Annotated in this window: 16 protein-coding genes and 1 tRNA gene; 3 read left to right on the top strand and 14 right to left on the bottom strand. The window is 33.5% G+C overall.

Annotated elements, in window-relative coordinates:
- Positions 1-152 precede the first annotated feature (152 nt).
- Positions 153-1124, top strand: a complete 972-nt coding sequence (locus C1X07_RS06705) for an ABC transporter ATP-binding protein (RefSeq protein ID WP_103069612.1) — start codon at positions 153-155, stop codon at positions 1122-1124.
- Here C1X07_RS06705 and C1X07_RS06700 read toward each other — a convergent pair.
- From C1X07_RS06700 to C1X07_RS06675, 6 genes are all read right to left on the bottom strand, one after another.
- Complete coding sequence (locus C1X07_RS06700; protein ID WP_103069209.1) at positions 1121-1879, bottom strand: UDP-2,3-diacylglucosamine diphosphatase; 759 nt, start codon at positions 1877-1879, stop codon at positions 1121-1123. The two genes, C1X07_RS06705 and C1X07_RS06700, sit on opposite strands and share 4 nt — an antisense overlap.
- A 75-nt stretch (positions 1880-1954) precedes the next feature.
- Positions 1955-2407, bottom strand: a complete 453-nt coding sequence (locus tag C1X07_RS06695) for a 6-pyruvoyl trahydropterin synthase family protein (protein WP_103069208.1) — start codon at positions 2405-2407, stop codon at positions 1955-1957.
- A 350-nt stretch (positions 2408-2757) separates the two neighbouring features.
- Positions 2758-2937 (bottom strand): hypothetical protein, encoded by a 180-nt coding sequence (locus C1X07_RS06690; RefSeq protein ID WP_103069207.1) that lies wholly within the window; start codon positions 2935-2937, stop codon positions 2758-2760.
- A gap of 77 nt (positions 2938-3014) precedes the next feature.
- A complete protein-coding gene (locus C1X07_RS06685) occupies positions 3015-3779 on the bottom strand; it encodes an enoyl-CoA hydratase/isomerase family protein (protein ID WP_394335666.1) in 765 nt (254 codons plus the stop codon).
- A 322-nt stretch (positions 3780-4101) separates the two neighbouring features.
- Positions 4102-5430, bottom strand: coding sequence for an MATE family efflux transporter (locus C1X07_RS06680; protein ID WP_103069205.1), 1329 nt, complete (start codon positions 5428-5430; stop codon positions 4102-4104).
- Positions 5427-5927, bottom strand: a complete 501-nt coding sequence (locus tag C1X07_RS06675) for a GNAT family N-acetyltransferase (RefSeq protein WP_103069204.1) — start codon at positions 5925-5927, stop codon at positions 5427-5429. The genes C1X07_RS06680 and C1X07_RS06675 overlap by 4 nt, the downstream gene beginning before the upstream one ends.
- Before the next feature lie 196 nt (positions 5928-6123).
- Here C1X07_RS06675 and C1X07_RS06670 point away from each other — a divergent pair, with 196 nt between their 5' ends.
- Together C1X07_RS06670 and C1X07_RS06665 are read left to right on the top strand one after the other, a co-directional pair.
- Positions 6124-6924: a universal stress protein gene (locus C1X07_RS06670; RefSeq protein WP_103069203.1), complete on the top strand. Its 801-nt coding sequence runs from the start codon at positions 6124-6126 to the stop codon at positions 6922-6924.
- 8 nt (positions 6925-6932) lie between these two features.
- Positions 6933-7006: transfer RNA gene (locus C1X07_RS06665), tRNA-Ala, on the top strand.
- Between the two features lie 111 nt (positions 7007-7117).
- Here the strand turns inward: C1X07_RS06665 and C1X07_RS06660 are convergent.
- The 8 genes from C1X07_RS06660 to C1X07_RS06625 form a co-directional block, all read right to left on the bottom strand.
- Positions 7118-9550 (bottom strand): glycoside hydrolase family 2 TIM barrel-domain containing protein, encoded by a 2433-nt coding sequence (locus C1X07_RS06660; RefSeq protein WP_103069202.1) that lies wholly within the window; start codon positions 9548-9550, stop codon positions 7118-7120.
- A gap of 17 nt (positions 9551-9567) precedes the next feature.
- On the bottom strand, positions 9568-11097 hold the full coding sequence (locus C1X07_RS06655; RefSeq protein ID WP_103069201.1) for an arylsulfatase: 1530 nt from the start codon (positions 11095-11097) through the stop codon (positions 9568-9570).
- A gap of 19 nt (positions 11098-11116) precedes the next feature.
- A complete protein-coding gene (locus C1X07_RS06650) occupies positions 11117-14482 on the bottom strand; it encodes a glycoside hydrolase family 2 TIM barrel-domain containing protein (RefSeq protein ID WP_103069200.1) in 3366 nt (1121 codons plus the stop codon).
- Between the two features lie 11 nt (positions 14483-14493).
- Positions 14494-15042: a gluconate 2-dehydrogenase subunit 3 family protein gene (locus C1X07_RS06645; RefSeq protein ID WP_103069199.1), complete on the bottom strand. Its 549-nt coding sequence runs from the start codon at positions 15040-15042 to the stop codon at positions 14494-14496.
- 3 nt (positions 15043-15045) lie between these two features.
- Positions 15046-16746: a GMC oxidoreductase gene (locus tag C1X07_RS06640; protein WP_241507204.1), complete on the bottom strand. Its 1701-nt coding sequence runs from the start codon at positions 16744-16746 to the stop codon at positions 15046-15048.
- A gap of 13 nt (positions 16747-16759) precedes the next feature.
- On the bottom strand, positions 16760-17152 hold the full coding sequence (locus tag C1X07_RS06635) for a hypothetical protein (RefSeq protein ID WP_103069198.1): 393 nt from the start codon (positions 17150-17152) through the stop codon (positions 16760-16762).
- On the bottom strand, positions 17145-19787 hold the full coding sequence (locus C1X07_RS06630) for an alkaline phosphatase D family protein (RefSeq protein ID WP_164914111.1): 2643 nt from the start codon (positions 19785-19787) through the stop codon (positions 17145-17147). The genes C1X07_RS06635 and C1X07_RS06630 overlap by 8 nt, the downstream gene beginning before the upstream one ends.
- Positions 19788-19900: 113 nt before the next feature.
- Positions 19901-21547 carry a beta-N-acetylhexosaminidase gene (locus C1X07_RS06625; protein ID WP_103069196.1) on the bottom strand — a complete coding sequence of 549 codons (1647 nt, stop codon included), beginning with the start codon at positions 21545-21547 and terminating at the stop codon, positions 19901-19903.
- Position 21548: the final 1 nt, after the last annotated feature.

The following is a 21548-nucleotide window of genomic DNA, read 5'->3' as shown; positions in this document are numbered from 1 at the left end:
TAAAAAAATCCGTTTTCTGAAAAGAAGCGGATTTTTTTTATTAAAGTTCAATATATTTGGAATACGCTATATTAATCACGTCGACACGCCTTTAAATGTATAATAGCGACTTTATATCTAGATCGCTTAAAAACTATAAAAAAGACCACAATATGCTTACAGTCCACAATATATCCTTTGCTTATGATACACAGCCCGTCTTAAAGAATGTTAGCTTTACTATCGAAAAAGGGCAACATATAGCATTAATTGGTGCCAGTGGTTGTGGAAAAAGTACTTTACTAAAGATCATATATGGTCTTTTGGATGTGCAGAAGGGGGAGCTATCCTGGAATAAAAAGAAAATATTAGGTCCTCTTTTTAATCTTGTTCCGGGAGAAGAAAACATGAAATATCTCTCGCAGGGGTTTGAACTACAGTCCTATCGTAGTGTCGCAGAAAATATCGGTCAATTTCTTTCTAATTTTGAACCCGAACTTAAACAAGGTCGAGTAGATGAATTACTTGATATTGTAGAAATGACAAATTTTGCTAATACCAAGGTTGAAAAATTAAGCGGTGGACAAAAACAAAGAGTTGCCTTGGCTAAAGCATTAGCCAAAAGACCAGAATTATTATTATTAGACGAACCTTTTGGAAATATTGACAATTTTAGGCGAAGTTCATTACGACGAAATCTATTCAAGTATCTGAAACGAAATAAGATTACCAGCATTACCGCAACACATGATAAAACAGATATTCTTTCTTTTGCAGACCAGACCATCGTTATTCGCCAAGGTGAGATTTTGATTAAAGAAAAAACCATCAATTTGTATCAAAACCCCAACGATTATTATATCGCATCGCTTTTTGGAGAAGTTAATAAAATACAACTTTCTTCTTTTTTAGAATCACATGAACCAGGAACTATTTTAGTATATCCACATGAAATAAAAGTTACTTCAGGCTCAAGTAAAAAAGCTAGAGTAAAAAACTCATATTTTAATGGAAGCCATTATCTGATTGAAGCTATTCTGGACAATACTGTGATCTTTTTTGATCATCATCAAGAATTATCAGCTCCCGAAATAGTTGGAATTTCTATCTCGAATAACATCATTGAAAAAAGACATAGAATTTAACCACTATAGTTGATCAATTTTAGTTCTTTCCCATCAAAAACGGCATAAGTATAAAAACCGATCCAATCACCGAGGTTAGTGTATTGTGACTTCTCATTTAATTGTATTTCCATAGGAAGATGGCGGTGCCCAAACACAAAATAGTCTCTATGTTTTTCTCCTAATTTTCTTTTACAATATTGCACCAACCACTCATTATCCTCTCCCAGAAAAGTTACATCTTCATCTCCAGAAATCAGTTTGTTTTTTACAGAAAGGTATTGTGCCAATCGTACTCCCAAATCAGGGTGCAACCATCTGAAAAACCACTTGGCTACCGGATTGGTAAATACTTTTTTCATTCGTTTATACCCTTTATCTCCAGGGCCTAATCCATCACCATGTCCAATAAAAAAAGTAGTGTCATTAAATGTAAACTCTTGAGGTTTATGATACACTGGGATATTCAGTTCTTCTTCAAAATATCCGTTCATCCACAAGTCATGATTTCCTACAAAGTAATACACTGGAATTCCAGAATCTGTAATTTCGGCTAATTTCCCTAATGTTCTGGTAAATCCTTTAGGCACTACGGTTTTATATTCGAACCAAAAGTCAAAAAGATCTCCTAGCAAAAAGATTGCAGCAGCATCTTGTTTAACCTCATCCAGCCATTTTACAAACTTTTGCTCTCTGGGAAAACTTTTTTCTGATGTAGGCGCTCCCAAGTGATTATCACTAGCAAAGTATATTTTTTTCCCTTCAGGAAGGTTCATAGTTATAGTTTAAAAAGTAAAGATAAGAAAAGGACAAAACCTAAATTGTTCATGGTAATAACAAGTCCAAAACATTTACTCATTATCTGAGGCATACCACTCTGCAAATGATGTCTCGGTCTCTTGAAGTTTCAATGCAAATAGTGTTATATTTTCTGGTAATCGGGATTTAATCTTTTCAGCAAAATCAATTACCATATTCTCACTGGTAGGTTGATAATCTACCAAGATAACATTATGCCCTCTATCCTTCAATTCTTTTGCTAGTTCTACATGGGGAGTATTCTTATTAAATACTGTAGCATGATCAAAAACATCTTCAATATCCTCTTTTACAATCTTTTTAAGATCGCCAAAATCAATCACCATCCCTAGTTTTACATGAGAAGTATCTGTAATAGGAGTTCCGATTACGGTTACACTTAATTTATAACTATGTCCATGAACATTCCTGCATTTTCCATCATATCCATACAAGGCATGACCAGTTTCAAAAGAGAATTGTTTAGTGATACGAATTTTACTCATCGTTTACTTTGTAATTTTTGGCAAAGTTACGGAAGATTACCGTCTCTTTCTCTTATTTATAAAGTAAACCACTACGAGAACGATTCCTAATAATAGGAATAGTCCATTCCCTCCTAAAAAATTTAGTATATCCATTGTTTATTTATTCTTTATAATTAGCACTTTACTTTAAATGTTTTTTCTATCTCATTTGTATAAAACAGTATTGCTAACAACAACTTCTTCTTTCTCCTGTAATATTACCAAATAAATTTTTGAATTCTACAATATAAGATATTCTTTTATCTTGTTTCAGAAACAAAAAAAGCGAGAAAAACTCGCTTTATTATTTTGTAAGATTATATGAACTACTAACAAGTAGATTTGCATAAAACATAATCTGCAAGACAATTAGAACCGCCACTTCCCAGGCAACTAATATACTCTTGTCTACAATCAAGAAAACAGTTTCCAGATCCTCCGTTAATACTTGATTGCTCTACTTTTTTTAATGGCTGAACATTACTAAGGTTTAAAAGTTTTTTTAACATGGTTATAGGTTTTAATTTGTAAAGGTGTAATGTAAAGAAAAAAGCATCACCAAGAATAAGGTTTCCCGTAGCTCTTTTTATTTTTTGAATTTCTCTAGTGCTCGTTTAGTAAATTCAGAAAGGACCAATTCTCCAGAAATAGCCGCTCTCTCTATAAGAAGTTCTTGCCAGTGATCTGTTCCTCTCCAGCTTATTTTTTTCATTTGCTGTGTTGCTTCTGGATTGTAACTTGCTAGCTTTTCTGCAAACAATTGCACCTCTTTGTCTAGCTCTGATATCGTTTCAAAAACTCGAGCATACAGTCCTTGTTCTTTTGCCCAATAGGCATTTTTCCACTGTGAAGCATCCCATGCCAATGCTTCAAAACCTGCTAATCCTATTTTTCTTGATACTGCAGGCTCTATTACAAATGGTCCAATCCCAATAGTAAGTTCACTTAATTTTATCGAAGCTACTTCTGTAGCCAAACAATAATCACAAGCAGAAGTCAATCCTACTCCTCCTCCAACAGCTTTGCCTTGTATTCTACCAATTATTGGTTTTTTGCATTTTCGCATTGCATTAATCACATTAGCAAATCCAGAAAAAAAATGCTTCCCTTCATCTAGATTCCTGATTGCAACCAACTCATCAAAAGAAGCTCCTGCACAAAAAGCTCGGTCTCCTTCTGATTTTAGAATAATTACTCTTGCAGATTCATCATTTGATAGCGTATCAAATGCCTTTGCTAATCTTGCTAATAATTCTGAAGGAAAAGAATTACTGGCTTCATGCCCAAACTCTATTGTAGCAATATCGTTTTCTATATGCGTATATAAACTTCCGTTGGATCTTGGTATCATTATTGTAATAACTTTAAAGTAAAAATAACTAATACCGATTGAAGATTAAAATACCTATGTAATTATTTCGATCGACACCATCCAATCATTAGAGTTAGTTTCTATATCAAAATATGGGTTAAACATATTTTATTACTGAATCTATCACTTAATTCTAAATAAAAATAAACGTAACTGTCTGTATGAAAACAAGTCTTTTTTATAGATGGTTCTTAAAATACACACAAATGATGTTAGAAGATTTTTTTGAAAAAAATAGATTACGAATAGGAATTCTTTTGATTCTTATTTACGCTCCTTTATTATTTGCCCTTCTTTATTTTTAGGAAATTAAAGGTAAAAATTTCTTTCTAAACTTTATAACCAGTGCTAATCCTCTAAAAAGTGCCCAAACAGTAAACCCAATCCATATACCATATAATTTTAGGTCAAAATAATCACATAAATACAACGTTGGAATAAACCCTAAGAATGTAGCACCTAGCAGCACATTTCTTAAATACCCCATTTCACCCAAACCTTTAAAAATCCCATCAAAGACAAAAGCAAGTCCATTAATAGGCTGTACAATTAAGACAATAAAAAAGACACTATAAAACGTCTCTAGAACTATAGTATCTGTTGTAAATACTTCTCCAATCTTATAATAAAATGCAAATCCAAATATTGCTAAAATCAAACTTACGCCAATACCATATGCACTTACACGTTTACTTAGTCTCCACAAAGACTTATAATCTTTTGCTCCTAATAATTTTCCTCCCAATATATTACCTGCACCACCATAACCATCAATAAAAAATGCCGTAAACATCCAAATATTCATTGCAATAGTATATGCAGCTATATATTCATCTCCATAATCTGTCGCATGAGATGTTGCAAAATATAAGGCGGTATTTAAGGCAATAGAACGTACAAAAAGATTAAGACTCATTGTTACCAATCTTCCTATTTCTTTATTTAAAGGGAAACGTAACTTTAGACTCACATCTGTTTTCAGTATCAGCAATACAAAAACTATAATCGCCATTAAAAACTGTGAAATCAGACTGGCCCACGCTGCTCCACTAATTCCCATCGGCTCAATAAGGTCTTTTATTCCATATACCAAAATAAAGTCTAGTACAATATTAGATACTGCACCAATTACAGCTACTATCATTGGCCAAAATGTATTTTGAAGACCTCTAAAAATACCAAAAACAGCAAATGTGAATAAGGTTAAAGGAAATCCCCAAACCCGAATATCGTAATAAACTACACAGTATTCCAAGATTAACCCTGAGGCATTATAGAGCTTAAAAATATCTTCGACAAAGAAAACTGTCGAAATTAGCACAATAATACTAAGGGTTACATTAAAGAATATGGCTTGAGCCGGCAATGTTTTTACTTCTTCTATCTTACCTGCACCCAAATATTGAGAGATAATCGCCGAAATAGCACTTCGTGTTTGACCGAGAATCCATATCAATGCCGACAAAAACGAGCCTACAATACCTACTGCTGCCAAAGACTCTGTACCATATTCTGGGATGTTTCCTACAATAGCAGTATCTGTTATAGAAAGTAGTGGTTCTGCAATACCGGCAATAATAGCAGGTATAGCTAAACGATTAATATTTTTAAAACTAATAGCTTTACTCATACAATGAGTTCATAACAATGAAATGGGTGTTCACTTTGTTTCGGAAAAAAAATATCATCCAAGCGCTGATATCCTCGTATCTCATAAAATTTTTGATTCCTTTTATTTTCACTAAAAGTATCTAGTCTTACTGATTGATATTGGTTTTCTCGGGCGTAGTTTTCTGCAAAATCCATTAGTTTTTGGGCATACCCTTTACCCCAGTATTCTGGATGAATTGCCACGCGGTGTACATATAGGTTATTCTTATTCTCAGTCAACCAATTAACAGGGATATACTCTTCATCCATTAGATCTGTAAGTACAATAATTCCTATTAAATTATCTTTATCTTCTAAAACATATAGCTCCTGTAACTCTATATCTTTTTGGAAACGCTCTTGAGTCGGATAATGCTCATTCCATTGATAAATACCATTAGCCATCATGGCCTTGGCACAAGCTCGGGTCAATGTATAAATAGCATCTAAATCTGATAGTAATCCTTTACGAATCATACTTTTTTTGGTTAAGTTCAAAAGTACTAACTTTATCTCGCAGATTATAGTAGGGAATAATATTCTGATAAATATTTAAAAAAACTTTAAGAAAAAACCAATTCTAAGGGGTTAAAATCAATATTTATCAAAAATTTATTTTATAAAAGGTCTAAAATTGTAATTTTACTGTTTAAATCACAAATCACAATAAGTAATGAAGAATATATTGGTTCCTTTGGGGGTGTCTAAACATTCTATTAGTATAGCTAGGCTTCAATATGCCATTGATTTTGCAAAAGAACTCAAAGCAACAGTATATGTAGTGGAAGTTTTTAAAGAACTCCCTAGATCTGGTAGTCTACCTTCTGTAAACAAAACACTAAAGAGTATTACGGCTTCTTCGATTGAAGAGGAAGTTGCCAAAATTGATAAAAAAGGAGTAGAAGTAATTGCTCTGCCTTTAGAAGGAGAGCTTTTAGAAGCTATTCCAAAATTTAACTTAGAGCGTTCTATCGATTTACTTATTCTGGGAGCAGAAAGGAGTGATATTAAAAACCCATATTTTCTTGGGGAAATCTCTGGTAGCTTATTAAAAAACACAGAGATTCCGATATTAATTATTCCTGAAAACTATGTTTTCAAACCTATAAACAAAGTGCTTATGGCTGTTAAGTCGGGTGTCTTAAAAAAGAAAAACGCATTAACACCTATAAAAGAAATTTTAAGTACTTTTAATGCCGAAATGAAGTTACTTCAAGTAAAAACAGCAAATTTTTTACCTGAAGATTCTAAATTTGACAAAGATTTTGGTGAAATTACTTCATCTTATAAATCTTCTGAAAATGCAACCTTGTTTCAGGGAGTTTTGGAGCATCTTAATGAAAACTATCCTGAGCTTCTTTGTGTTTTTAGACGAAAACGAGGTTTTTTTGCAAAACTCTGGGAAGAAAATACAATCCTCAAAAAGGATTTTGACAGTAGAATCCCGTTATTAGTTTTGCGAGGAGCTGATTAAAAACAGTAGGGGATGTAGCTCAGCTGGCTAGAGCGTTTGACTGGCAGTCAAGAGGTCGTGGGTTCGACTCCCATCTTCTCCACTAATAATAAAGAGGCTTTACAGAGTTTTATTTTACCTCGTAAAGCCTTTTTTAATGTGTCAATGACTTCATTTTGACTTTCAGTATTGTAAGTGATGTATAAGATACCTTTTACTTTTTGGATTGTAGCACTATTTCGGCATCTTTTAGCCCAGAACCTTCTACTAAGAATTTAATTTCCCCATCTTCCTTACTTGATTGTACGGTAACTACTAGCTTTCCACTAAACAATTTCATTGTCGGGTAATGAAACATTTCTAATGAAGTAGCATCTCCGTTACATGCGGCACGAAAAGAACCTTTTCCTGTCACATTAAATTTTAGCTGATTAATAGCTGTAGGGCATTCAATTCCATTTTTATCTAAGACCGAAACTGTAACATATGACAAATCTTTACCATTGGCTCTCAATATGGTTTTATCAGCTTCTAATTTTAATTGATATGGATCACCTGAGGTATGTATACTTTTTTCTGCTACAACATTTCCATTGTCATCCAGGGCAGCAACTTTAAGTTCCCCAGGCTCGTATATTACGTCCATCCACATAAGTCGATATCGACTTAAAGAAGTAGAGTCATTCTTTCTTTGAACACCCAAACTTTTACCATTTAAAAATAGTTCTGCTGCACTATAATTGGTATACACAAATACCGGAATTGTATCTCCCTCTTTTCCTTTCCAGTTCCAATGTGGGAGTATATGTAACGTCTCGTCTTTTGTATTCCATCTACTGCGATAATGATAATACCGATCTTTGGGCAAACCAGCTAGGTCAACAATTCCAAAATAAGAGCTTCTTGATGGCCATTCTGTGTAATACGGTGTTGGTTCTCCTAGATAGTCAAACCCTGTCCAAACAAATTCACCAATTACCCAATCTCTATCATCCTGCAAAACGGCATCATCATCTGGGGTATTTGACCAGCGACAATATTCCAAATCATAGGACGAACATTGATAATCATCATACAATACATGTGCTCCCTTTTTAACCGGAAACTTGTAAATACCCCTAGAACTCACTGTAGATGCAGTTTCTGAGCCCAATATCATACCCTGTGGAAACTTGTCATAAGCTTCATCATAAAGACCAACACGGTAATTTAATCCAGGAATATCTAAAACCGCGCCAAATCCAGACTCCATGGTTGCCTTTACCTGATCCATACCCGCAGTGACTGGTCTTGTAGGATCTTCTCTATGGAAAATATCTTGAATCATTTTGGCTCTTTTTGCTCCAATTGCACCGAATTGATCTGGCACTTCGTTTCCGGCACTCCACATCACAATGCAAGGATGATTTCTAGTAGCGTGAACAAGATTGACAATATCCTTTTCAACATCTGTTTTAAAAAATCGATTATAACCATTTTCGACTTTTGGTACAGCCCATTCATCAAAAGATTCGGCTAAAAATAAAAAACCCATTTCATCACATAGCTCTAATTGTTCGATAGATGGCATGTTATGTGAACTACGAATAGCATTAGCTCCCATATCTTTTAAAATACGCAGTTGTCTTTTTAAGGCTGCTTTGTTAACAGCTACCCCAAGTGGTCCCAGATCATGATGTAAACAGACTCCTTTGAATTTTGTTACTTTACCATTGAGAACAAATCCTTTTTTGGGTTGGTATTTAATCTCTCGAATTCCAAATTTTGTTGAAATTCTATCCTGTAACTCATTATCTTTATAAACTTCTGAAATAGCTGTATACAAATAAGGAGAATCAGGGCTCCAAAGCTTAGGGGTTTCAACTACTAAATTCTGTTCAAATTCATTATCGAATAATTGAGTAGTTTTCAGAGAATTAATTTCCTGACCTGTGGCATCTATTATTTTAGTAATGAGTTCAATATCTTGTCCTGAAACCTTGGTTTTAATATTTACCTTGGCAATTTTATCAGATATGTATGGAGTAGTGATAAAGGTTCCCCATTGATCAATACTGTTCTTATTTTTTATAATAATCCTGACATTTCTATATAAACCTGCTCCTGGATACCATCGTGAAGATAAACCAACATTCGAAAGATGAACGGCAATTGTATTTTCTGAACCTGAAACAATGTATTTAGATATATCGAAATAAAAATAATTATATCCGTAATTCCATTCTCCAACTTTTGACCCATTGATATATACCTTTGGTTCACTCATAGCCCCATCAAAAAGAACAATGGCTTTTTTTGTGTCATCAAAGTCTGAAGCTAAAAAAGTATTTCGATACCATGCTTCTCCGGTATAAGGAAGTGCACCACTCCTGCCGGTTAATTCGGCTGGTTTGGACATTCCATCTTGAGTAATAGTTACTTTTTGTAGGTCAATCTCTCTATCAAAAGGACCATAAATTGCCCAGTCGTGAGGTACAGTTACAGTTTCCCACTGTAAATCATCAAATTGTTTTTGAAAGGCATCATCATTCTTCCCTTTTTGAAATTTCCAATCATCTGTCAAAGTAATAATTTCTCTAGATTGAGATACCACCAATAAAGGAAGAATCATCATAAGACCTAATAAAGAAAGTGTTTTTACATTCATATTTACGAAATTTTGTATTACAAATCACCTAATTCTTTAAACTTAAAATTTTCATTTAAAGAAGGTTCATGCTCATCAATCATTATTTGTTTGATCTTTTTTAGGATTGCAGGATGTGATTTAGACACATCATTCATTTCCTTAATATCTGTTTCCAAATTATATAATTCAACATCAAAATTGCCGTCAAAAATATTTTTGCGAACACCTTTCCATTTACCCATCCGCACAGCTTGCTGACCATTATAACCCGGAAACTCCCAATACAAAAATTCATGATCTTTTTGTTTTTGGTTAAACAAAGTCGGTTTAAAGCTTATACCATCTATCCCTTCTGGAGGTTTTACCCCTGCTATATCACAAATTGTAGGCATCATATCGTAAAAAGCTGAAACATGGTCATTCTTACTTCCTTTTTTAATATGATTTGGCCAACTTACAATTAATGGCACCCGTATACCTCCTTCATATACAAACCCCTTTGTTCTCCCATAACCATTTGTAAAAGGTTTAGAGCTTTCGAAAAAATCAAAATCAACACCTCCAGTATAAGTTGGACCATTATCACTAGAAAAAATAATAATGGTATTCTCATAAATCCCTTCTTCCTTTAGTAATGCTACTAATTCACCAAGTTGTTTATCCATATAAGTAATCATGGCTGCATATGTTGCTTTTGGATACCGCGCAGGAAAGTAGCCCTTATTACCAATATAAGGTTCTTCTTCTCCAAAAGTATTCTTGTATTCATCTACGTACTTTTTAGGGGCTTGCAAAGGCAAATGCGGTAAAGGCGTGGCATAATACATAAAAAAAGGTTGTTCTTTGTTTTCCTTTATAAATGATAATGCTTTTTGATGTATTACTTCGGGTGCATATTCCTTTTGGTTGTATTTTTGATAGCTTGATTCTTTATTGGGATCTGATAATGAATCCAATTTTGTATTTGGGGGGATCATTTCATTCTTTAACAGTATTTTGTTTCTGTTTTCCCATAAATGTGAGGGATACAAATTATGAGCTTGTCGCTGACAATTGTATCCATAAAAATAGTCGAATCCCTGTAGATTAGGAATACCTTGACTCTCTGGAGCACCCAATCCCCATTTACCAAAAACACTTGTTTTATATCCTGATTTTTTTAGCAACCTCCCTAATGTTAATGTATTTGGAGGTATCGGAAATTGCCCTTCTAATCTTGGGTCCAAAAATGCTTTCTGGTAATCCCAAACATCTCCTCGTTCTGCCCATTCATCATTTCCTCTAATAAAAGCATGCCCAGTATGTTTTCCTGTTAAAAAAACATTGCGTGAAGGGGCACATACTGGAGCTCCTGAATAATGCTGAGTAAATAACATCCCATTATTTGCCAATGCATCTATATGTGGTGTTTTTATTTTTTTCTGCCCATAAACACCTAGCTCGCCATATCCAAGATCATCTGCCAAAAAATAAATAACATTGGGAGGTGATACTACCTCGTTATCTTTTGGAGTATTACAACCTATAATCCCCAAGCAAAAAATTAGAATACTTACATTTTTCATAAATAGATGAATTAAGAAATTACTTTTTACCTTCAAAAGATCTTAAAGGAAAGTACTTTTTAAAATTATTAATGTATAACTGCTCATCCCCATTTACAAAAGGAATGATATAAAAAGTATAAGAATGAACCTTGCCACTCTTTAATTGATATTGTTCTTGAGGCTTGGAATACCAGCTATCATCACCACCTAATCCTCTTTGACCTAAATCAATATTTAATTGTACCAAATCTCTTTCTACAATATCTATAGTATGCCCTTGCCTTTCTATTTTTGGCATCCCATCTCTTTTATTAATCTTTTCCTCCGTTTTAGTTTTATTATAACCGGATAGATTTGATGCATCAAAATCTTCATTCAACATATGTAGTGCGCTAAAACTTAGGTTTTTAGGGTTATTTATACTGGCAACAACCTGTACACCAATATTATCTGAATTGCCCAAAGTAAGCCATCTCACATCTGTCTTATAACCATTCTCTTGAGGTCTGATATATGGCACATATTGCTCGCTTACGGTCGATTTGTAATGGTCAACAAAGGTCGAAGCATTTCTATCAATATAATTTTCCCAGGGACCCCGACCATAATATCTTAAGAGGTTCATTTCTTTCGGAAGTTGAAGTTTCATTCCTATTCTAGGTATATCTCCCTTATAACTTGTTTTGTTTAACTTATTATTTATTTTGAGAACACCGTTTTTAAACAGACTGTATATAGAGGTAAATGTAGTATTGACTCCTGGCAAAGTGTATACAATAGTGATTTCAAGAGGATCACCATCTTTTATTGTAAAAGAACTTACTTTATAATTGGTTGAAGCTTCTTTCCATAAAATATTATTCTGGAACATCTTATTACCAAAATCATTATCTGTAAGTGCTCTCCAAAAATTTAATTGTGGTCCTTTTCCATATTTTATAATCTCATTTTCTTGGTATGTATAAGATACTATTTGCCCTTTTCTTTTATCAAAGACTACAGTTACATGATCATTAGAAATTGTAATCATATTTTGATCCTCATTCTCTAATTTTAACGTACCTCCTTCTTTGCCTTTTTGTACGTTAGGTTTCCATTTAATTTTTGAGTCCAGGCGTATTTGTTCATGAGCTACTTCAAAATCCTTTTTAAGTATTCCCCATTCTTTTTTTGTTAGCGCTTTTATTTCTAAAAAATACTCTGTGTTTGGTCTAGATGCGATTTCATCTAGAGGAACTCTAATTAGTTTACTGGTATGAGGTACTACATCGAGGCCATCAATTTTTAGTTCTTTAATTACTTTCCCTTCTGCCTTAATAAATACTGTAAAGTAAAATTGGTTTAGATTTGTAAAATCGTATAGGTTCTCGATCAGAATTCTTTGTTCGTTATACTTATTAATTCCTTTACTTTTAAAATTAATAAATTCATGTGCCTTTTTTACTTCGTACAATGCGGGCTGTGGTGTTCGATCTGGAAATACAATACCATTATTCAAAAAAGTATTATCAGAAGGCATATTTGTTCCATAATCTCCACCGTAGGCATAATAGGTTTCATTTTTTTCATTTGTTTTCCAAATAGACTGATCTACCCAATCCCAGATAAAACCTCCTTGTAGATTATCATATTTTTCTATAATATCCCAATAATCCTGAAAATTACCTGTACTGTTCCCCATAGCGTGCGCGTACTCACTTGGTATAAAAGGTTTATCTGTTTTACTTTCTCCAATCTTTTGAAAGGTAGCAGGAGAAGGATATTGCGGTACAATGATATCGGTATTCCAATCCATATCGAATAATGAACCATCTCTACTTTTATAAGTACGCTCGTATTGTACGGGACGCTTGGATTTATCAAGCTCTTTTATTGCTTTATACCCTGCATAAAAATTGGTGCCGTTACCAGCTTCATTCCCCATAGACCAGATAATCACCGATGGGTGATTTTTGTCTCGTTTTACCATTCTGGTCATTCTATCCACATGTGCCTTTTCCCAGGCTTTATTTTTGGCTAAAGAATGTTCTCCATAATACATTCCATGAGACTCTATATTAGCCTCATCTACAACATAAATACCATATCTATCACATAAATCATAAAACATCTCTGGTTGTGGGTAATGACTTAGTCGTACTGCATTAATATTGTTCTCTTTCCAAAGCTTTATGTCTTTAACAATCTGTTCTTTATCAACAACATGTCCAGTTTTTGGGTTATGTTCTTGTGTATTTACTCCTTTTAAAGTAATATGTTGATTATTCAAGAGTAATAATCCATTTTTAATTTCTATAGTCCTAAAACCAATTACATTTGATGTCACTTCAAGGGTTTTCTTTTTTTCTTTGGTAGTAACAATAAATGTATAAAGGTTTGGATGTTCTGCAGACCATAGATTAGCACTTTTTATATGGTCACTAAAATTGATTGTTGCTGTTTGGTTTTTATTAATTTTCAACTCTTTTTTCCCAGAACTAACTATTTTTTGATCTTTATCCAGTAATTGATACAACAACTGTATCTCTCTTCTTTTTGAAGTATGATTTTGAAGGAGAACGGTAGCATCCAGCACTCCATTTTTATAGGTGTCATCTAATAAAGATGTAATTTCTATATCTTTAATACGGATTTTGGGTTGCGCATACAGATATACACCTCTTTCAATCCCGCTGATTCTCCAAAAATCTTGACACTCTAGATAGGAACCATCTGTCCACCTAAAAATTTGAATAGCAATATCATTTTTACCATTTTTTACATACTTGGTAACGTCAAATTCTGCTGGTAATTTGCTTCCTTGCGAATACCCCACATAATGCCCGTTAATCCAGACAAAGCCACCTGATTTCATAGCTCCGATATGTAAAAAAACTTCTTTATTCTTCCAGGAAGGATTGATGCTAAAACTTCGTTTATAAGAACCTACAGGATTGTAATCATGAGGTATCTTGCCTGGGTTTTTAGGATATCTTCCATCTATAAATTCCATTTCTTTGGATACTGGTGCCTTAAAATCTGAAAATTCATATTGATGATTTACATAGATAGGAATTCCAAAACCTTCTATTTCCCAGTTTGCCGGAACCTTAATAGTACTCCAATTATTAACATCGAAGGTCGGATTAAAAAAAGACGATGGTCTATTTGCCGGGGTTTTTACCCATTTAAATTTCCAAAGGCCATTTAACGAAAGATAGTTCTCTGAGTTAATATATTCATTTTTTCTAGCCTCTTCAACAGTCGAAAATGTATAAAAAGTAGCATGAGCATCTTCCTTATTCTCCGCAATTATATTTGGGTTTTCGATATAATTATAAATATCCTTGAGCGGCTTGTTTTGAGCAAAAAAAACCCAGCTAAAACAAATGAATAAAGTACTAAGGTGTAGTTTTTTTTTCATGACCAATAATTTTATTGTTTTTCGTAATAAATCTTAGATGTATAGTAACCCAATAAACTGTATTGGCGTATGGTAGTTAAGAAATGATATGTCAATAAGGATGTTTTTTTGTTTTCCGGAATATCTGCTATATCCAAATCCAGTTGTTCAAATAAAAGTTTTTGGTCCTCTTGGGAAATTGAAAAATAGCTATCCAACAGTTCCTGGTATTCCTTTCTGGAGCCATTCATCGAATTTTGATCAAACCGAGATTGAAATGCTTTTTCAAATTGCTGACCTCCTAAATTAAAAAGCTCTTTTTTCTTTTTTTCTACGGTATGGTAAATCATTTTATCAATAAACTGTACTAAATCAAGTTCATTTCTATCCTGTTCATCCAAAACAGGAATGATAATATCGCTTAAATGTGTAATAACATATTCTTGTTGCGAGGTAAGAAATAAGGTTTTACTACTTTTGTTTTCAGAATTACAAGAAGACAAAATATTTAATATAGTAGGAGTAGAGATTGTAAGCCCCAGCCCTAAAGCGATGTTTTTTATAGCCTGTCTTCTTTCCATAAATTACAATTTTCCTTTTTTTAACTGTTCTACAGCATGGTTAACTGCCCTTGCGGTTAAAGCCATATATGTTAATGATGGATTTTGATTACCTGAGGAGGTCATACATGAGCCATCTGTAACATAAACATTAGGAACCGAGTGTATTTGATTATATTTATTTAACACAGAAGTTTTTGGATCTCGCCCCATACGTGCAGTACCCATTTCATGAATAGCATGCCCGGGAACCAAAAAAGAATCAAACCCTTTTACATCGGTAAACCCACATTTGGTAAGCATTTTTATAGCCTGTTCCTGCATATCTTTACGCATTAATTTTTCATTTTCCTTAAATTCACAATCAAAAGTCACCGTTGGTAATCCCCAGGAATCTTTTTTGCTATAATCCAATACCATTTTATTTTCGTGATAAGGTAAACACTCTCCAAAACCGGTAATCCCTATTTGCCAGGAACCTTGCTTTGTTAGTTTTTCTTTTAAAGGCTCTCCATAGCTTAATTCTTGGATTGCTCTTCTCCAATCACTCCTTCGAGCTGCTCCTTGAAAGGAATATCCTCGTAAAAACTTTTGTTGAGACCGATTATCCGATAAGTTTCTAAATCTGGGAATATGAAAACTAGCTGGACGATTATTTACATATGGTACATCTTTGAATCCATTATAAGTACCAGAAGCCCCTACTCTAAAATGATGATCCATTAAATTATGCCCTAGCTCACCACTATCATTTCCCAATCCATTAGGGAATCTTTTGGAAGTAGACTGCAATAAAATACTGGTAGTTGGAATAGTGGATGCACAACAAAAAATAATCTTTGCCGAAAACTCTATCTTTTCTTTTGTAAGCGCATCTATTACTATAACTCCAGTCGCCTTTTTTAAAGTATCGCCATAGACAATTTGATACACAATTGAATTAGCCCGTAACACCATATTTCCTGTTCTTTCTGCAGCAGGTAACGTAGCTGCATTACTACTAAAATAACCGCCATGAGGGCATCCTCTCATACATTTATTTCTATACGTACAATTGGCTCTACCCAAATGCGTTTCATCACCAGTCAAATTAGCAAACCTTCCCATAGTTAAACACCTATCGGGATAATGTAGTTTTATTTGTTCTTTGAACTTTTGTTCTACCACATTCAAGGGAAAAGGAGGAGAAAAATAACCATCTGGCAACTGCGGAAGTCCCAAAGACTCACCACTCACACCTATAAATTTTTCGACCTTAGTATACCAGGGAGAGATATCTTTATATCGAATAGGCCAATCTACACCAATGTCTTCTTTTTTATTGGCTTCAAAATCCAGGTCACTCATTCTTAAGGTTTGTCTTCCCCAAGTAATGGATCTACCACCAACATGATACCCTCTTATCCAATCAAAGCGTTTTGTTTCATTATAGGGATGCTTCAGGTCATTTACAAACCAGTGTTTGGTATCTTCCCTTGTTACAAAACCTGTTCTAGCTTGTTTATATTGTTTTCTTTGATCAGAAAGACTTGGTCTCCTTCTAAACTCAAAGTCCCACAGCTCCTTATTAGCAGTATTATAATCTTCATTATGCTTAACCTCCTTACCTCTTTCAAGCACTAAGGTTTTTAAACCTTTTTCGCAGAGTTCTTTTGCAGCCCAACCACCAGAAATTCCAGTACCGATTACAATTGCATCATATATGTTTTCATCTTTTATTATCACTATTTATTATTTTCTAAACTATCTTTTTCTTACTCTCAATAGATAATGGTTTAACTTCAATTATGTAGAAATATAGCACTAATGGTGTTACCCAATTTGAGCCTCGTTCGATAAAAGTCCAAATTGATTCTCCAGAAATAGGGCGAATTAGTGCAGTAGAAAACGCCCAAACAAAAGCCCAAAGTATTACATACTTATTGGGTTTTATTAAGATTATCAGAGCAACTATTACATCCAAGCATCCAATAATCGTTAACAATTTTAAAGAGACATTCCTAGACATCCCAATAGCTTCAATATAAGGAATCCAATGAGGGTTTTTACCGATCGATAAAATACCATGTCCTAAAAAGGTTAGAAATACACCAAGCCTTAATAACCATTCTATGTTTTTTATCTTACTCATCAAATTCGACAATTAAAGTTTCTTTTTGATTTGGTTTTAATTTTTCAAATACTTTTGTCTCCAAAGGATCACCAATATTTTTACCAATTTTAAGGGTATAGGTATGATTTTTATTAAACACTTTGGGTAAAAATGTACTTCCATTAATACGAAGGGTATATACTATCTCGTTTGTTACCTCATTTGTTATTTGTATAACCGGATTCGTTATACCTTTCACTTGTATTTCTGGTAAATATGTATTAGTTTTTTTTCCATAGTTATCTTCTTGCTTTATCTTAATTGGCCATCCTTCATATTGCTGGCTATCTCCTTTTAGAATATCTGCTCCTCTTGGCCAGCATTCCATGGTTATTTCTCTCTCTTTTTTATGTAATCGTACAATTCCATATCCAGAAGCTCTATCATATATTTTTGCAGGAGTTTTTCCCGTATACAAAGGATTCGACACTGCATAAACAGTCATTTTGTTTCCGAAACCATCTTCAAAATCTCCAGTGTATTTCGGTTTTTGAGAATTTTCTTTTTCCATTCCTTTTGAAGGGTACCATCTTCTTGGCCAGTGATTTGTAATAGATGGAACACAAAAAGCATATCCTCCATCGTTCCATTGTTTTGTACCATATTGAATAGTAGAACCAAGGTGCTGATCGCCTGCCAAATGAAAAACAAATCCTTTTCTAATAGTTTCTATAGCCTTGTTTCTCCCGGTTTGCGGCCACCCATTAGAATCAAAATCTGATACGGGTTTGTCATTTGGTGGGTAATCTCCCTTTTTCATAATTCTTAATTTGGGTACAACAACATCAGACAATGCTTCTTCGGGTAACGTAGCTACATTAGAAAAAATAGTTTGCGATAGTAGTACTTTCATTTGAGTATTATATCTCCAATCAGAAGTCCAATTTTTTAAGAACAATATTTGTCTATCTCCCAAAAGTTTAGCTTCTGCAACATCTGCTTCAGTTTTTACATCAAAACTGTTATTCTGTACCCAGCCATTCCAGATATCTGCTTTTCCCAGAAGCTCTTTTGGAGCTGATTTGAATTTTCTGTCTTCTAGAATAGCAAAACTAATTCCTCCATAAAACATATCAGTATAATATGTCTTGATACCCTGTTCTACAGGAGTTGGATCATAAGGATCAGGCAAATGACTCGTTTGTGTTCTTTGAACCATATTTACCCATCTCGGAGGCATTTTATACCCTCCTGCATCTTGAGCTTTAGCTCCAAAACCATATTCTCTAGGAGTAGGTTTGCCATTGTTTCCCCATATATTTCCATGATAAACATCGTGATCATCGGTAATACTTATGGTCGGTCTATCTTTCATCAAATCTCTATAGCTCCATCCATACATATACCATTTTCTTAGATAATCAAGACTTGCTTTATCTAGTGGGGATCTTTGTATTCCATAACCTCCACTAGGTTCATATATTTGATCTCCAGAAAAAAACAATATATCTGGGTCTTGTTTTTTAACATTATCAGTTATTTCAGTATGCGGAAAACCTAAGTGATCATTTCCTGTAAATGCTGCTATTATAAATTCATCTTTATCAAGCGGCTCTTTTCGTATAACTCCTTCCCTATAAAATTCTTCTTTTTTATTTTTCCCATTATCTATTTTATAAGCCAATCTATACGATATGTCTTTACTATTATCCCATTTCTTGATTTTGAATACTGAGGTTCGGGAATCTTGATCAATTTTGCAACTTTTAATGGTTTTCCAATTACTACCTTCCTTGATCTGCAAATGAACTTTTTCTTTATTACTTAGACTAACTGGTGCCATTTGAGCAGTTAACTTTAAAGTTCCTTGACTTAATGTATATTGTGAAAACATTATAGGACCAAATGTGTTCTCTTTATATGTTTTTAATTTGGATCCTGAAATTCGCCAGTCTTTAAAGGCAACACTTTTATGTTCTGGATTGGTTTGATTTTCATAGTTGCTTATTAATACCAAATCACCTATTAAGCTTTTAGGGTCAATATTTTTTTTGATTATTTGATGTACTGGAGTAGTGGATTCAATATCTAATACTGATAATATTATTGTATATGATTCATCTTTGTATTTAACTTCTACATTTAATGTTAATTCCTTTTTCAATTGCTCTTTAAGCATTTTGTTTTCCTCACCATTTTCTGGAATGGTTCCAATAAACAACTTTCCATCGGTAGTAATTCCTATGTTTAATCCTTTTCCAAAAATAGCGTCATCCCTATAATCATTAAACTCTCCTTTAGAACCTAAACCAAAACCTATCCAATTTTTGTTTCCATCAGTATTGAAGTTAAACAACTTAAAGGTTACGCTCATTTCTAAATTTCCATGTATAGAATCTATTTTTTGTGTTAAAACATGAACATTTCTATTTTTCTTACTTACTAAACATTCTAATTTTCCATTAAAAATTTGCCAATCTTGTATGGGATTAGACCAATATTGCGGACCTATCCAAGTACGTTGGTAAGAAGAAGTAAAATCACTCCTAAAAACAGTATCGACTTCTTTTTCTTTACAATTATACAAAGTCATAACAACTACCGAAAAAAGGAATATCATAAAGCCTCTTCTAACTGTCTTAACTTTGAAATGTGTTTTTTTATCTATAATCATATAAAATCGCATTTGAGTGTGTTTTTTACCTTTTATACTAATATTCTTGTATCTTCTTGTTCTATATTAATTCTGATTCAATTTTATTAAATTATAGGCTAGCTAATAAATAGTTAATCAACCATTTTTGCATAATTAATGCCTAGCAAATCCCAATATTTCTGAAGTCGATTTAGCCCGATCTTAAAACTATCAAAATCTTTGTTTTTCATAGTCGTCCATCCAACTTCTGCATAAGCTGCAATTCTTGGAAATGTTTGATACTCTATATCAGCATTTGTAGGTGTCCATTCACTCCACATTTGACAGCCCAACCCATATATATTTTTATAATACTTTTCTTCCAAATCTTTGGGAATAGGATTAAAATCATAAGCCTTTTTTAAACCAATAGTTTTATAATTATAATCCAAGTAAGTGCTACTATGAATTGAATTAACAACTCCATAACCGTTTTTAACGGCCTGTGTCATTAAGTCAATATTTCCTTTCCAAAAATGAACAACCACGTTTCTAGCCAATTCTGTTTCTGCTTCTTTATCATTCTTTTTTTCTTCAAAATCTTTATGTACGTTAATCCCCATAATTTCGTTCCACCCCATCATTCTTCTTCCTTTTTGCTGCATAAATTTTGAAATCTCATTGGTAAAATTTACTTGCAAATCTGCAGCGGTATTCATTCCTTTTTCTTTCATATACTGTTGTACATGTTCTGATTCTTCCCATACTTTATAACCAACCTCATCTCCTCCAATATGAATAACTTCTGAAGGGAACAGTTCGAACATCTCTGTAAGGACGTCCTTTATAAATTGGATGACCTCTGGCTTGGTGACATCATAATTATCATAATGTCTTCCAAATGTGACTGGTACCTCAATCTCTTTACCAGCCGTGCCTAACCAGGTATAAGCAGCAATGGCAGCACTCGAATGCCCAGGCATTTCAAATTCAGGAACAATCGTTATATGTCGTTCTTTGGCATAAGCTACTATGTTTTTAATTTGCTCTTGTGTATAAAACCCACTATGCGGTTCTCCAGATGTTTTTCCACTTTTCCATGTGCCGATTTCTGTATCTTTTCTTTTTGACCCGATTTCTGTAAGCTTAGGGTATTTTTTTATTTCTAAACGCCACCCTGCATCATCGATTAAATGCCAATGAAACACATTCATTTTAAGAAGTGCCATTTGATCCAGAATACGTTTTACAAACTCCTCACCATGAAAATAACGTGATTCGTCCAACATATAAGCCCTCCATCTAAATCGTGGTTGATCCTTAATGATTAAACTTGGGATCTCCCATTTTGCATCAGTATTTTCTTGAAGTATAATTAATTGTAATAATGACTGAATACCATAAAAATATCCTGACTCATCACTAGCTTTAATTGTAATTTTTTTTGGATTAATATATAATTCATATGCTCCAGGCTGCAACCCTTCTATTTTTGAAAATTGTATTACTGATTTTTTGTGTACCTTATTAACTTCTAGTGTAAATCCAGTAGTGGCACTTAACATCTTTATTAGATAGTTTGCACTGTTTTTTTGTTCATCATCATCAATAGAAATTGTAGTTTTTGAAGAAATTTTGAACGAACTCTCTTCTAAAACCATCATATTTGGTTTTGGGAGTATAGAAACTTCTGAAGCCTTAAATGTTCTTTCTCTTTCCGTACAACTGCCTAAAATCAATAAAACAATGATTGTAAAAAAGCTGTATGGTTTTGTAATGTTAGATAAAATTGATTCCATT

This window comes from Aquimarina sediminis, from assembly GCF_002895435.1.
Lineage (GTDB): Bacteria > Bacteroidota > Bacteroidia > Flavobacteriales > Flavobacteriaceae > Aquimarina > Aquimarina sediminis.
This window is presented reverse-complemented; position numbering and strand designations above follow the sequence as displayed.

Bases quoted from the DNA above. Each gene is read 5' to 3' on its own strand.
- C1X07_RS06680 (WP_103069205.1), bottom strand. From the start codon at position 5,430: ATGAGTAAAGCTATTAGTTTTAAAAATATTAATCGTTTAGCTATACCT.
- C1X07_RS06700 (WP_103069209.1), bottom strand. From the start codon at position 1,879: ATGAACCTTCCTGAAGGGAAAAAAATATACTTTGCTAGTGATAATCAC.
- C1X07_RS06625 (WP_103069196.1), bottom strand. From the start codon at position 21,547: ATGGAATCAATTTTATCTAACATTACAAAACCATACAGCTTTTTTACA.
- C1X07_RS06630 (WP_164914111.1), bottom strand. From the start codon at position 19,787: ATGATTATAGATAAAAAAACACATTTCAAAGTTAAGACAGTTAGAAGA.
- C1X07_RS06675 (WP_103069204.1), bottom strand. From the start codon at position 5,927: ATGATTCGTAAAGGATTACTATCAGATTTAGATGCTATTTATACATTG.
- C1X07_RS06670 (WP_103069203.1), top strand. From the start codon at position 6,124: ATGAAGAATATATTGGTTCCTTTGGGGGTGTCTAAACATTCTATTAGT.
- C1X07_RS06695 (WP_103069208.1), bottom strand. From the start codon at position 2,407: ATGAGTAAAATTCGTATCACTAAACAATTCTCTTTTGAAACTGGTCAT.
- C1X07_RS06645 (WP_103069199.1), bottom strand. From the start codon at position 15,042: ATGGAAAGAAGACAGGCTATAAAAAACATCGCTTTAGGGCTGGGGCTT.
- C1X07_RS06690 (WP_103069207.1), bottom strand. From the start codon at position 2,937: ATGTTAAAAAAACTTTTAAACCTTAGTAATGTTCAGCCATTAAAAAAA.
- C1X07_RS06705 (WP_103069612.1), top strand. From the start codon at position 153: ATGCTTACAGTCCACAATATATCCTTTGCTTATGATACACAGCCCGTC.
- C1X07_RS06660 (WP_103069202.1), bottom strand. From the start codon at position 9,550: ATGAATGTAAAAACACTTTCTTTATTAGGTCTTATGATGATTCTTCCT.
- C1X07_RS06635 (WP_103069198.1), bottom strand. From the start codon at position 17,152: ATGAGTAAGATAAAAAACATAGAATGGTTATTAAGGCTTGGTGTATTT.
- C1X07_RS06685 (WP_394335666.1), bottom strand. From the start codon at position 3,779: ATGATACCAAGATCCAACGGAAGTTTATATACGCATATAGAAAACGAT.
- C1X07_RS06650 (WP_103069200.1), bottom strand. From the start codon at position 14,482: ATGAAAAAAAAACTACACCTTAGTACTTTATTCATTTGTTTTAGCTGG.
- C1X07_RS06655 (WP_103069201.1), bottom strand. From the start codon at position 11,097: ATGAAAAATGTAAGTATTCTAATTTTTTGCTTGGGGATTATAGGTTGT.